The 12,163-nt window shown below is 58.9% G+C and carries 11 protein-coding genes; 5 read left to right on the top strand and 6 right to left on the bottom strand.

What is annotated here, in order from left to right; translation table 11 throughout:
* Positions 1–53 precede the first annotated feature (53 nt).
* The 4 genes from argS to hslU all read left to right on the top strand — a co-directional run bounded on the left by argS (position 54) and on the right by hslU (position 4,366).
* On the top strand, positions 54–1,739 hold the full coding sequence (gene argS, locus KXD86_RS17895; RefSeq protein ID WP_218637500.1) for an arginine--tRNA ligase: 1,686 nt from the start codon (positions 54–56) through the stop codon (positions 1,737–1,739).
* Between the two features lie 9 nt (positions 1,740–1,748).
* A complete protein-coding gene (locus KXD86_RS17890; protein ID WP_218637499.1) occupies positions 1,749–2,384 on the top strand; it encodes an SPOR domain-containing protein in 636 nt (211 codons plus the stop codon).
* Between the two features lie 110 nt (positions 2,385–2,494).
* Positions 2,495–3,025 (top strand): ATP-dependent protease subunit HslV, encoded by a 531-nt coding sequence (hslV, locus tag KXD86_RS17885; RefSeq protein ID WP_218637498.1) that lies wholly within the window; start codon positions 2,495–2,497, stop codon positions 3,023–3,025.
* 12 nt (positions 3,026–3,037) lie between these two features.
* Positions 3,038–4,366 carry an ATP-dependent protease ATPase subunit HslU gene (hslU, locus tag KXD86_RS17880; RefSeq protein ID WP_218637497.1) on the top strand — a complete coding sequence of 443 codons (1,329 nt, stop codon included), beginning with the start codon at positions 3,038–3,040 and terminating at the stop codon, positions 4,364–4,366.
* 44 nt (positions 4,367–4,410) lie between these two features.
* Here hslU and KXD86_RS17875 read toward each other — a convergent pair whose 3' ends face one another.
* From KXD86_RS17875 to KXD86_RS17865, 3 genes are all read right to left on the bottom strand, one after another.
* Complete coding sequence (locus KXD86_RS17875) at positions 4,411–5,652, bottom strand: patatin-like phospholipase family protein (protein ID WP_218637496.1); 1,242 nt, start codon at positions 5,650–5,652, stop codon at positions 4,411–4,413.
* 118 nt (positions 5,653–5,770) lie between these two features.
* On the bottom strand, positions 5,771–8,077 hold the full coding sequence (gene ptsP / locus KXD86_RS17870) for a phosphoenolpyruvate--protein phosphotransferase (RefSeq protein WP_218637495.1): 2,307 nt from the start codon (positions 8,075–8,077) through the stop codon (positions 5,771–5,773).
* Positions 8,078–8,092: 15 nt separating this feature from the next.
* A complete protein-coding gene (locus KXD86_RS17865; protein WP_218637494.1) occupies positions 8,093–8,623 on the bottom strand; it encodes an RNA pyrophosphohydrolase in 531 nt (176 codons plus the stop codon).
* A gap of 173 nt (positions 8,624–8,796) precedes the next feature.
* Here KXD86_RS17865 and KXD86_RS17860 point away from each other — a divergent pair, with 173 nt between their 5' ends.
* Positions 8,797–9,453, top strand: coding sequence for a histidinol-phosphatase (locus KXD86_RS17860; RefSeq protein ID WP_218637493.1), 657 nt, complete (start codon positions 8,797–8,799; stop codon positions 9,451–9,453).
* 31 nt (positions 9,454–9,484) lie between these two features.
* Here the strand turns inward: KXD86_RS17860 and KXD86_RS17855 are convergent, their stop codons facing one another.
* From KXD86_RS17855 to KXD86_RS17845, 3 genes are all read right to left on the bottom strand, one after another.
* A complete protein-coding gene (locus KXD86_RS17855; RefSeq protein ID WP_218637492.1) occupies positions 9,485–10,681 on the bottom strand; it encodes a class I SAM-dependent rRNA methyltransferase in 1,197 nt (398 codons plus the stop codon).
* Between the two features lie 112 nt (positions 10,682–10,793).
* Positions 10,794–11,186 carry a glycine cleavage system protein GcvH gene (gene gcvH, locus KXD86_RS17850; protein WP_218637491.1) on the bottom strand — a complete coding sequence of 131 codons (393 nt, stop codon included), beginning with the start codon at positions 11,184–11,186 and terminating at the stop codon, positions 10,794–10,796.
* A gap of 47 nt (positions 11,187–11,233) precedes the next feature.
* Positions 11,234–12,124, bottom strand: a complete 891-nt coding sequence (locus KXD86_RS17845) for a LysR family transcriptional regulator (RefSeq protein ID WP_218637490.1) — start codon at positions 12,122–12,124, stop codon at positions 11,234–11,236.
* Positions 12,125–12,163: the final 39 nt, after the last annotated feature.

Genomic DNA, 12,163 nt, shown 5'->3' with positions numbered 1-12,163 from the left:
TCGGGCGCCCTGCCCTAATTCCAATTCTCCAGTAAACCGAGTCATCTGACAGCATGAAAGAGACCGTTTCCGATCTGCTCCAGACCGCGCTGGCCGCCCTTCAGTCCGAGGGCACCTTGCCCGCCGACCAGGCGTTCACACCGCAAGTAGGCAACACCAAGGACAAATCCCACGGCGACTACGCCTGCAATATTGCCCTGGTGGCGGCAAAGGCTGCGGGTTGTCCACCCCGGAAACTGGCTGAGGCACTGATCGAGAGACTGCCAGAGAGCGAAGCCGTCCAGAAAGTGGAGATTGCCGGCCCCGGATTCATCAATTTCTTCATGAGCACCGCCAGCGCTTTCGAGGTCGTGAACACCATCCTGGATCAGGCGGATCAGTTTGGCCGGAACAACCGTGGCCAGGGTGAAAAAGTCCAGGTGGAGTTTGTCTCTGCCAACCCGACCGGCCCGCTGCATGTGGGGCACGGCCGTGGTGCTGCGATCGGTGACTGCCTCTGCCGGCTGTTGGAAGCGAACGGCTACTCGGTGACCCGGGAGTTCTACTACAACGACGCCGGTGCCCAGATCAACAACCTTGCGCTGTCGGTGCAATCCCGGGTCCGGGGACTGACCCCGGACGATGACAGCTGGCCAGCTGATGGCTATCGCGGCGACTACATCATTGACGTGGCAAACGCCTACCTGGCCGGCGAAACCGTCACTGCCGATGACCGCGAGGTAACGGCCAAGGCCGACCCAGACGATCAGGATGCGATTCGCGAGTTTGCGGTCGCTTATCTGCGCCGGGAGCAGGATCTGGACCTGAAAGCGTTTGGCGTGCATTTTGACGTTTACTTCCTGGAGTCCTCCCTGTACGAGGACGGGAAAGTGGAAGCTGCGGTAAGTCGCCTGCGGGACAACGGTTACACCTACGAGCAGGACGGCGCCATGTGGTTGAAGACCACCGAATTTGGCGACGACAAGGACCGGGTGATGCGGAAGAAGGATGGAGGTTACACCTACTTCCTGCCGGACGTCGCCTATCATCTCGACAAGTGGCAGCGCGGCTTCAGCACGGTTATCAACGAGCAGGGTGCGGACCACCACTCCACGGTCACCCGCGTCCGGGCCGGGCTACAGGCACTCAATGCCGGCATTCCAGTAGGTTGGCCGGATTACGTGCTGCACCAGATGGTCATGGTGACCCGATCCGGCCAGGAAGTGAAAATCTCCAAGCGTGCCGGCAGCTACGTCACCGTACGGGACCTGATCGACGAAGTCGGTCGGGACGCAACCCGGTTTTTCCTTGCCGCCCGGCGTGTCGACTCGCAATTGACTTTCGATATCGATCTGGCGCGCTCCCAGACCAATGAAAATCCGGTGTATTACATCCAGTATGCTCACGCCCGCATCTGCAGTGTTCTGCGAAAAATGGCGGCGGAAGGCATTGAGCGGGGGCGCAACCAGTGCGTCGGTGACCTGTCACTGCTGACCCTTGATGAGGAAAAGGAGCTGGCCAACCAGCTCGCCAAGTATCCGGAGCTGATTGCCAACTCTGCGGCGCAACGGGAACCGCATCACCTGACCCACTATTTGCGGGACCTGGCGGGCCAGTTCCATACTTATTACAACGCTCACAAGGTTCTCATTGAGGATGCGGCCGTTCGAGACGCCCGCGTAAGCCTTTACCTGGCCATTCGCCAGGTAATCGCCAATGGGCTCGACCTGCTCGGCGTCAGCGCACCGGAAGAGATGTAAATAACGACCATGTCCCGAGATTACGCCCGAAAGAACCGCTCGGCCTCGCCTTCCGCGACGCCGAAGAAAAGACAGAGCAAGGCGTCGCACGGCCCGAAAAAGCGGACCGGAACGGCGACGCCTGCACGGTCCCAGCACGGCGGCCTGTCGGTGAAATGGATCTTCTCACTGGCAGCCGTAGGCGGTTTCATTGGCTTCATTGTTTATCTGAACTCCCTTCCAGCCGGAAGCAGACCTCAGCCGGCGCCGCTGCCGGCCACCCAGACGGAAAGCAATCAACCCCAGACCACGGCCAAGACCGTGGACAAAAAGCCCGGATTCCGCTTCTACGAAATGCTCCCGGAATCCGAAGTCGTGCCACCCAAGGTTGACGAGTACACCCCGGGTCCCGCAAAACAGGATTTTAGTTACCTCGTGCAGTCCGGCTCCTTTCGCAACAAGGGTGACGCCGAGCGACAACGAGCCGAGATCGCCTTCCAGGGCCTGCGCGCGACCGTGCAACGCATCGACCTGGACAGCGGAACCATCTGGTACCGCGTCAACGTGGGCCCCTTCACCTCGCGAAGCCAGATGAATTCGGCGATCGACAAGCTGGTATCCATCAACATCCAGCCCCTGGTTCGGAAAATTCCGAAGGAAGGCTAGCCGGATCCGCGGGGAGCTTTTCGCGCCGTCGTCTGGCTCTCCACTTGAATTCTCTTCCCCCGCCTCCATAACTGCCCAATACCGATTTCAATCAGGCAATTGGAGCCCAAATGACTACCATACTTTCGGTCCGCCGCGATGATGAAGTTGCCATGGGTGGCGACGGCCAGGTTTCCCTGGGTAACACGGTTATGAAGGGCAACGCCCGAAAGGTTCGCCGCCTGTACAACGGCAAGGTGGTTGCCGGCTTCGCCGGTGGCACCGCCGATGCGTTCACCCTCTTTGAGCGATTCGAGGCCCAGCTGGAAAAGCATCAGGGCAACCTGACCCGGGCTGCAGTGGAGCTGGCAAAGGACTGGCGAACGGACCGGGCCTTGCGCCGGCTCGAAGCCCTGCTTGCGGTGGCCGATAAAACCGCCTCGCTGATTATTACCGGCAATGGCGACGTTATTGAGCCAGAGCAAGGGCTTATTGCGATCGGTTCCGGCGGCCCCTTCGCCCAGGCGTCTGCCAGAGCCCTGCTGGAAAACACCGAACTGTCCGCCCACGAAATTGTGGAAAAGGGCCTGGATATAGCAGCTGACATCTGCATCTACACCAACCACCATCGCACCCTCGAAGTGCTGTCCACCAACGAGTGATCCGGAGCGACCATGTCTGCAATGACTCCCCGTGAGATTGTCCACGAACTTGATAAACACATCGTGGGTCAGGAAGAAGCCAAGCGGGCGGTGGCTATCGCCCTGAGAAATCGCTGGCGCCGTATGCAGCTGGACAGCAGCCTGCGCGACGAGATTACGCCCAAGAATATTTTGATGATCGGCCCGACGGGCGTCGGCAAAACCGAGATCGCTCGACGGCTGGCAAAGCTCGCCGATGCGCCGTTCCTTAAGGTGGAAGCCACCAAGTTTACCGAAGTTGGCTACGTTGGCCGCGACGTGGAATCGATCATCCGGGATCTGGCCGACATGGCCATCAAGATGCTGCGCGAGCAGGAAATGAAACGTCATGAGCACCGGGCTCTCGATGCCGCTGAGGAGCGCATTCTGGATGCCCTTCTTCCTCCCGCCCGGGACTTCCGGGAAGACAGTGAGCGCAGTGGCGACTCGTCCACCCGTCAGCTGTTCCGAAAGAAATTGCGCGAGGGTGAACTCGATGACAAGGAAATAGAGATCGATCTCAGCAGCAGCGGCGCCGGTGTCGAGATCATGGCCCCCCCGGGCATGGAAGAAATGACCAGTCAACTTCAGAGCATGTTCTCCAACCTGTCCTCCGATAAACGCAAAACCCGAAAAATGAAGGTAAGCGATGCCCTGAGGCGGGTGAAGGACGAGGAAGCCGCGAAACTGGTCAACGAAGAAGAGATCAAACAAAAGGCCATTCAGGTGGTCGAACAGAACGGAATCGTCTTCATTGACGAGATCGACAAGGTGGCCAAACGCTCGGAAAACGCTTCCTCCGACGTGTCCCGTGAAGGTGTTCAACGGGATCTGCTCCCACTGATCGAGGGCAGCACCGTCAGCACCAAGTATGGCTCGATACGCACGGACCACATTCTGTTTATCGCATCCGGTGCGTTTCACTTGTCGAAGCCGTCTGACCTGATTCCGGAGCTTCAGGGCCGGTTGCCGATCCGGGTCGAGCTTGAGGCGCTCTCACCTGAGGACTTCAAGCGTATCCTGACTGAGCCCGACGCATCCCTGGTACAGCAGTACGAAGCCCTGATGGCAACCGAAGGCGTAACACTGACCTTTGGCGAGGGCGCCATTGCCCGAATCGCGGAAGTGGCGTGGAAGGTCAATGAAACCACCGAGAATATTGGTGCCCGGCGGTTGCACACGGTGCTTGAGCGCTTGCTGGAAAGCCTTTCGTTCGAGGCGGGTGATCAGGTACGCGACGGTTTTGAAGTGTCTGCCGCCTATGTAGACGAAAAGCTGGGAGCGCTGGCCGAAGACGAGGACCTCAGCCGCTACATCCTGTAAACGCAACGCTCCGGGGGCGCACTGACGCGCCCCTGCCCTTCCGGCTACTGGGCCTTGCTGAACAGATGTGTCACGTTTTCGAGGCCTGACGCGAGCTTTCCTTTTTCCGCCTTCTTCTTGCGGCCTTTTGCCACGTACAGCGGGAGCATCTCGCCATAAAGACTGGTGCTGATGGTTCGCTGCTCATCCTCAAGACGATCCCGGCGCAGTGTAATACCGTACTTCGCCAGCTTTGGCTCAAGTTCATCGGCCCGGTTCAGAAGATCCCGGCGCGTCATCTGGTAGGCGTGCTCACACACCATCCGACGAGACTGGAAGCTGAAGACGTTGGAGAAGAACAGCTTGGCGTCATCCCGGGTGGGCTCAAACAGCAGGATATCCTTGTCCGGGTAATCCCGCGCGTACTGGGCAATGCCGGACTGCATCCGGGAGTAAACCATGGTCCGGAACATCTGGGACAGAAGGTTGGGCATACCTGAGCGTGTCAGCTCCCCCGGTTTCATGGTGCCCGCACGAACCGCGGCACTGGCGTCGATCGGCACCTGAGGGTTCACCGCAAACACCAGATCGGCGCCATCTTCGAAGGCTACCGAGGCGTGCAGCCCCTTACGAAGGGTACCGTCGACGTAATAGCGACCATCGATGTCGACCGGTACGTAAAGGCCGGGTGAGGCCGTACTCGCCTGGATCGCCTTGGAAATCGGCACATGATCAAAACCGGGGGCGCCAAAGCACACAGCCTCGGTGCTTTCCACGTCGGCTGCAACAATGTAGAGGCTACGCTTCAATTGGCGGAAATCGTTGGTACGCCCCAACATGGTGAACGCACGCTTGAGGTATTCGTGCAGGCCTTCGTTATCAAACAGTCCGGCAGGTGCCGCCTGGGCAAGGATTGTCAGTGCCTCAAGAAGACTCTGATCGTAAGGGTTGTTGATGAATCGCTGGACCGCTGTCGACACGAGACCGGGAACGGCCAGCAACCGACTGCCAAGCTCCCGAAATGCGGGTCGGTAGAAGACTTCCGGATGGAATGGGTGAACCTCTGCCTCGTTGCGCACGAAAATGCGGCACAACTGGGCGGTGGTCATCTGGTTAGCGAGGTTGGCTGCCACGAACGAGCCACCGTTCACCCCAACGTAGACATCGATGTCGTTGAAATCGAGACCGTCCAGAGCTTCATCCAACGCTCGAAGGGCACCAATCTCGTAAATCCCGCCCAAAGGTCCGCCGCCGCCCAGGGCAAGCCCTATACGGGGAGAGGATTTGAGATCGGTTGGAGCTGTCATGGTGTTTCCTTTTCCGGTTGGCATGTCGGGATTGTATTTCCGAATGCCCAGTTATCTGCCAACCTATCAGCAGGTTTTAGAGTACTCACCCTATATTCGGTGAAATCACGACAAAAGATCAGGAAAGGGCCTTTTCGGCAAAGGCAATGGTTGTTGATTTGCCCGGGCGCAAATAACGGCCAAAGCCCGCATTGCGCAGCGCGAGGTCAACGCAACTCTTGATCACATGGGGAGAGTCCAGCAGCAGGACATCCTCAAGTAACTGCACGGCCCATTCGCGGCTGATGCTGCGAATCACCGACTTCACTTTCGGCAGGCTGGCCGCGTTCATGGACAAGGAATCGTAACCCATCGCCATCAGCAGCAACGCGCCACCCGGATCGCCGGCCAGTTCGCCGCAAATTCCCACCGGCTTGCCCACGACATGGGCATCCTGGGCAATCCGGACCAGGGCCTGAAGTACAGCGGGATGGTACGAGTGGTAAAGCTGGGCAACTCTCGGGTTGTTCCGGTCAACCGCCAGCAGGTACTGGGTGAGATCGTTGGAGCCCACTGACAGAAAGTCGACCCGGTCCGCCAGCTCGCGAATCTGATACACCGCTGCGGGTATCTCCACCATCACACCCACCTTGGGCATGTGAATATCGTAGCCTTCTTCGCGAACCTCGTGATACACCCGGTAAATCAGGTGCAGGGATTCCTCGACTTCCGAGATGTTGCTGATCATCGGCAGCATGATCTGGAGATTATTCAGGCCCTCGCTGGCCTTGAGCATGGCCCGCACCTGAACAAGGAAAATTTCCGGGTGATCCAGGGTAACCCGAATGCCCCGCCAGCCCAGGAAGGGGTTTTCCTCCTGGATGGGGAAATAGGTCAGCGATTTGTCGCCCCCAATATCGAGCGTCCTCATCGTGACCGGGTTGGGCGCGAATGCCTCTAACTGTTCCCGATAGTACTCACGCTGCTCCTGCTCGGACGGGAACCGGTCCTTGATCATGAACGGCACTTCCGTTCGATATAGACCAATGCCCTCGGCACCGTGAGACAGGGAACGGACGACATCCGTCATCAGCCCGGTATTCACCAGAAGCGACACGCGATGATGGTCGGTGGTCTCGCAGGGCTTGTCCCGGAGCGCTTCGAGACCGCGAATGAGCTCGTCTTCCTCGTCGCATATCGCCTGGTAGAAGGCCCTCAGGTCATCCGAAGGAGACGCAAATATCTGCCCCTCGAAGCCATCGACCACCAACTCCTTGCCATCAAGCTGGTTGACCGGGATATCAACCAGACCCATAACCGTAGGCACGCCCATGGCGCGGGCCAGAATGGCGACGTGGGAGTTACTGGACCCCTTCACGGACACCAAACCGACAAGCTGCCCCTTCGGCACCTCTCCCAGCATCGCCGGGGTCAGTTCTTCACTGACCAGAACCGTGCGTTCGGGATACTCGAGGTGGCGCTGCTCGCCCTCCTGAAGGTGCGAGAGCAGACGGCGGCCAAGGTCACGCACGTCGACCGCACGCTCCTGCAGATAGTGGTCGTCCATCATCTCGAAATGGCGAACGTACTGCTGCACGACCTGCTTCAGCGCGCCCTGGGCCCAGACGCCTTGCCGAATCTGGTTGGCCACTTCCCCGGGCAGGGCCTCGTCGCCCAGCATTCTCAGATAGACATCGAACAGGGCCTGTTCCTCGGGGCGCAACTGCGAAGCCAGCCGCTTGGCAACCCGCTCGATGTCTTCGCGCACCGCCTTCACAGCCTCGCGGAAAAGCTCAAGTTCCTGTTCGATGTCCTCGGTGGGCTTTTCCGGCACCACATCAAGATCGGCAGCCGGGTAAACCACAACTCCCGCACCAATCGCCACGCCCGGAGCGCCTGGCACACCGCTAAAGCTGACGTCCCGGGCCTCTTCGCCGGTCAATGAAAGCCCGCTGATAGCCCCAGTTGCTTCACTGTGGGCAATAACCCCCGCCAGCTGCGCGGAGACCGTGACCAGAAACGCTTCCTCGCCCTCGTCGAAACAACGGGAGCTTTCTCGTTGCTGCACGACCAGGACGCCGAGCACCCGGCGGTGGTGAATAATGGGAACACCAAGGAATGACCGGAAGCGTTCTTCACCGGTTTCGGGGAAATAGCGATAACGGGGGTGGGACGGCGCATCTTCGAGGTTGATCGGCTCCTCTCGAGAACCGACGAGACCAACCAGGCCCTCGGAGTAGGCCAGGCTGACCTTGCCCACGGCCTCTCGGTAGAGGCCCTCGGTGGCCATCAGAATGTAGCGGTTGGTCGCCGGATCCAGAAGATAGACCGAACAGACCTCGGTTCCCATGGCCTTCTGCACACGCGAGACAATGACGTCCAGCGCCTCCTGCAAATCGCGGGCGCTGTTCACCTCTTGTACAAGACTTCGCAGTATGCTCAGCATGGAAAGGTCAATCCATCATTTCTGGTGTTCCTTGAAGCGCCGGGCCTGCTCGCTGCGCTGCCACTGTTCCATGTTATAGAACAGTCGCGGTGCGAGCTCTCTCAGCGCACGTCGATATACTTCCCGTTTAAACGAGACTACCTGGCCAAGTGGGTACCAGTAACTCACCCACTGCCAACCGTCAAACTCCGGCGAATCAGTACCATCGACGCACACCTGCGCGTCCGGCGACAGCATCCTCAGCAGGAACCATTTCTGTTTTTGGCCCACGCAAACCGGGTGGGAATTATGGCGCACCATCCTCCTGGGAAGCCGGTACCTGAGCCAGCCCCGGGTGCAGCTGATGATCTCCACATCGCTGGCGCCCAGACCGATTTCCTCGCCAAGCTCCCGAAACAATGCCTCTTCCGGTGATTCCTCGTGTTTGATACCACCTTGCGGAAACTGCCAGGAGTCCTGCCCAATTCGCCTCGCCCAGAGAACTTCGCCCCTGTGGTTGGCCAGAATGATTCCGACGTTGGGTCTGAAACCGTCTGAATCAATCACGGCACAGTCCTCTCAAAAGTCGGTAGACCGGTACAAAAATTAACCGGTCGGATTTGTCCAAGTTGCTCTCATTCTTGCAGAAACCCAAGGGTTCGGCAAACGAAGCCGCAATCATCAGCTCGTGATAGACTGACGCCTCCATGACAGGCCCAGTGATCACCGGAGGTAATAGCTTGACGCTCGCAATTTTTGACCTGGACAACACCCTTCTCGCTGGAGACAGCGATCACGCCTGGGGCGAATTCCTTGTTGAGGAAGGCATTGTGGATGCCGAGGAATACCGCAAGGCCAATGATCGGTTTTACCAGGAATATCTTGATGGCGAGCTGGATATTCTGCACTACCTGGGTTTCGCCCTTCAGCCGCTGGCCAATCACAACATGGACCAGCTTCTGGCCTGGCGGGAAACCTTCATGGCCAAAAAAGTCCGCCCCATGATGCAGCGCAAGGCGACCGAGCTTCTGGATCATCACCGAAACCAAGGACATACGCTGATGATTATTACCGCCACCAACCGCTTTGTAACGGAGCTGATCGCTGACGAGCTGGGCATTGAACACCTGATCGCCACGGAACCGGAGCTGGTCAACGGCCGCTACACCGGGGAAGTTGCCGGGGTACCCAGCTTTCAGGACGGTAAAGTGACGCGGCTGAATGACTGGCTGGCGGCCCATGACCGGGATCTGGGTGGAGCCTGGTTTTACAGCGACTCCCATAACGATGCGCCGCTACTGAAAGCCGTGGACAACCCTGTCGCCGTGGATCCGGACCCCACGCTGGAGGCCCTGGCCCGGGAGAACGGCTGGCAGATCATGTCGTTGCGGGACTGAGCGGCAGATTGAACAGCCGAGTGCTGCGTCTTCAGAAGAAGCTGGTCAGGGACCGCACAAAGCAGGATTTGATGTAGTCGGTCTCCGGAATCCCCGGGATAACCGGGTGATCGGGGGCCTGATGCCCCTGCTCCAGCAACTGCACGAAACGGTCGATCTTGCGGCCGCTGCTGCGAATGATGTCGGTCAGCTTGTCCTGGGACAGGTGCATGGAGCACGACGCCGAGACCAGAATTCCGTCGCGCTCCAGCAACCTGAGGCCTAACTGGTTGAGCCGCGCGTAGGCCTGCTCGCCCGCCTTCTGATCCCGGCGCCGGGGAATCAGTGCCGGCGGATCCAGCACAACAACGTCGTATTTCTCTTTTTCCTCACACAGCGCTTTCAAGGCCTCAAACGCATCCCCTTCCAGGGTCTCCACATTCTCCAGGCCGTTCAATCGGGCGTTGTGATGCACCGAGTCGATGGCGGCCGAGGAACTGTCCACACAGGTAACCTGGGATGCACCGGCACAGGCGGCCTGAATACCCCAACCACCGACGTAACTGAAGACATCCAGAACCCGCTTGCCAGGCGCATAGGCCTGCAGGCGCTGACGGTTCATCCGATGATCGTAAAACCAACCGGTTTTCTGACCGCCTTCCAGAGGCACCTCGAATCGCACCCCATTCTCTTCCACCTCAAGCAGGGAAATTTCCGCGCCGTGGACCTGCTCCACGTAGACATCGAGCCCCTCCACCTTGCGCATCTTGCCATCGTTTTTAAGGATAATGGCCTTGGGGTGCGCCAGACGCTGAACCGACCGCACAATGGTGTCTTTCAGCAACTCCATGCCGGCGGTGGAGATCTGCACGACGACCGTATCGTCGAAGCGATCAATCACCAGCCCGGAGAGCCCGTCACTGTCGCCGAAAACCCACCGATAAAATGGCTTGTCGAACAACCGATCCCGCAGCGCCAGCGCGGCCTCGAGACGCTGACTCAACCGCTTCGGCGTCATACCGTGACTGCTATCCCGACTGATCAACCGGCCACAGATCAGAGCATGGGGATTGACGAATACGGTTCCCAGTGACTTCTCATTGGAGGCTTTCAGCTCGGCCTGAGTGCCCGCTTCGAACCCGGCCAGCGGTGATCGACGGGTATCGACCTCATTGCTGTACACCCACAGGTGACCGGCCCGGAGCCTGCGCTCGGCGCCTTTTCGAAGATACAGAACCGGAAAATTCATAGCGACCACCTGAAGAAAACACATTTGGGGCGGGAATTATACATATCCCCGAAACAACAGCACGCCATGACCGGCACCGGCTGCCCTAGGGCCTTGAAGCAATTGCCCGGGATTATTCCTCGGCGGCCACATGCTCCGCGTAGGCCGCCGCATCCATCAGGCCTTCCAGCTCACCCTGGTCTACCAGCTTCACCTTGAACAGCCAGCCATCACCATACGGGTCTTCATTCACTTTTTCGGGTTCATCCTCAAGCGCCTCATTCACCGCAATAACTTCACCGGTTACCGGGCTGAATACGTCCGAAGCGGACTTGACCGATTCAGCCACACCCGCCTCCTCGCCGCCATTGACGGTGACACCCAGGTCAGGCACCCCAATGTAGACGACATCGCCCAGTTGCTCCTGCGCAAAGTCGGTGATGCCTACGGTGGCCGTGCCATCGTCGGAGACGCGCACCCACTGGTGAGTTTCAATGTATTTGAGATCTGCAGGTATGTCGCTCATGGTCGGATTCCCTGATTGGATTTTTTCGCGCAGTTTACCGCAAGAGCCTAGCGCCAGCTAACATCCCTTGCCATTGCCATGAACGATTTCAGGTAATCCACCTGCTGATCCCGCTCGCGGAGGCCCAGAAAGATCTGCTTTGCGATCCCCTGCTCGCCCAGTTGCACCGGCTTTATCGCCATTCGGGTTCCATACTCCGCCACCAGCCAGCGAGGCAGGGCTGCAACCCCCCTACCCGCGGCCACCATCTGCAACATGATATCGGTGGTTTCAATGGTCTTGTGGCGGGCAGGGCTGGCATGGGCAGGCGAGAGAAATCGGGTGTAGACATCAAGCCGCTCGATTTCCACCGGGTAGGTGATCAGCGTTTCCCGGGCCAGATCAGCCGGCTCCACCCATCGCGCGCCCGCCAAAGGGTGGTTGTCCGCCACGACGAGCACTTGCTCGTAATCGAACACCGGCTCGAAGACCAGGCCCGGACGATGCAGAGGGTCCGGAGTCACAAGCATGTCGATATCGTATCCGAACAGGGCCCCGATCCCGCCGAACTGGAATTTCTGCTTCACGTCCACGTCGACACCCGGCCACTGGTCCAGATACGGACCAACCACCTTGAGCAGCCATTGATAACAGGGGTGACATTCCATGCCGATTCTCAGGCTCCCGCGCAACCCTTTGGCAAACTGACCAATCAGCGTCTCGGCGTGCTCGAATTGCGGCAGGATCCGCCCCGCCAATGAAAGCAGGTATTCACCAGACTGTGTCAAACGCAGCTGACGCCCTTCCCGAATCCACACTGCCGCCCCCAACTGCTGCTCCAGCTTTCGTATTGAATGGCTGAGTGCCGACTGGGTGAGGTTCAGGGTTTCGGCAGCTGCGGTTAAAGACCCTCGCTGAGCAACGGCCCTGAGAATTTCCAGATGGTTTCGCTCAATCATGGTCGGCGCGATTCCTGCTTGTGAATTTTATTCATGGAT

The organism is Marinobacter arenosus (assembly GCF_019264345.1).
GTDB lineage: Bacteria > Pseudomonadota > Gammaproteobacteria > Pseudomonadales > Oleiphilaceae > Marinobacter > Marinobacter arenosus.
This window is presented reverse-complemented; position numbering and strand designations above follow the sequence as displayed.

Excerpts from the sequence above, each read along its gene's own strand:
- argS (WP_218637500.1), top strand. The coding sequence starts at position 54 with ATGAAAGAGACCGTTTCCGATCTGCTCCAGACCGCGCTGGCCGCCCTT.
- KXD86_RS17890 (WP_218637499.1), top strand. The coding sequence starts at position 1,749 with ATGTCCCGAGATTACGCCCGAAAGAACCGCTCGGCCTCGCCTTCCGCG.
- hslV (WP_218637498.1), top strand. The coding sequence starts at position 2,495 with ATGACTACCATACTTTCGGTCCGCCGCGATGATGAAGTTGCCATGGGT.
- hslU (WP_218637497.1), top strand. The coding sequence starts at position 3,038 with ATGTCTGCAATGACTCCCCGTGAGATTGTCCACGAACTTGATAAACAC.
- KXD86_RS17875 (WP_218637496.1), bottom strand. The coding sequence starts at position 5,652 with ATGACAGCTCCAACCGATCTCAAATCCTCTCCCCGTATAGGGCTTGCC.
- ptsP (WP_218637495.1), bottom strand. The coding sequence starts at position 8,077 with ATGCTGAGCATACTGCGAAGTCTTGTACAAGAGGTGAACAGCGCCCGC.
- KXD86_RS17855 (WP_218637492.1), bottom strand. The coding sequence starts at position 10,681 with ATGAATTTTCCGGTTCTGTATCTTCGAAAAGGCGCCGAGCGCAGGCTC.
- gcvH (WP_218637491.1), bottom strand. The coding sequence starts at position 11,186 with ATGAGCGACATACCTGCAGATCTCAAATACATTGAAACTCACCAGTGG.
- KXD86_RS17845 (WP_218637490.1), bottom strand. The coding sequence starts at position 12,124 with ATGATTGAGCGAAACCATCTGGAAATTCTCAGGGCCGTTGCTCAGCGA.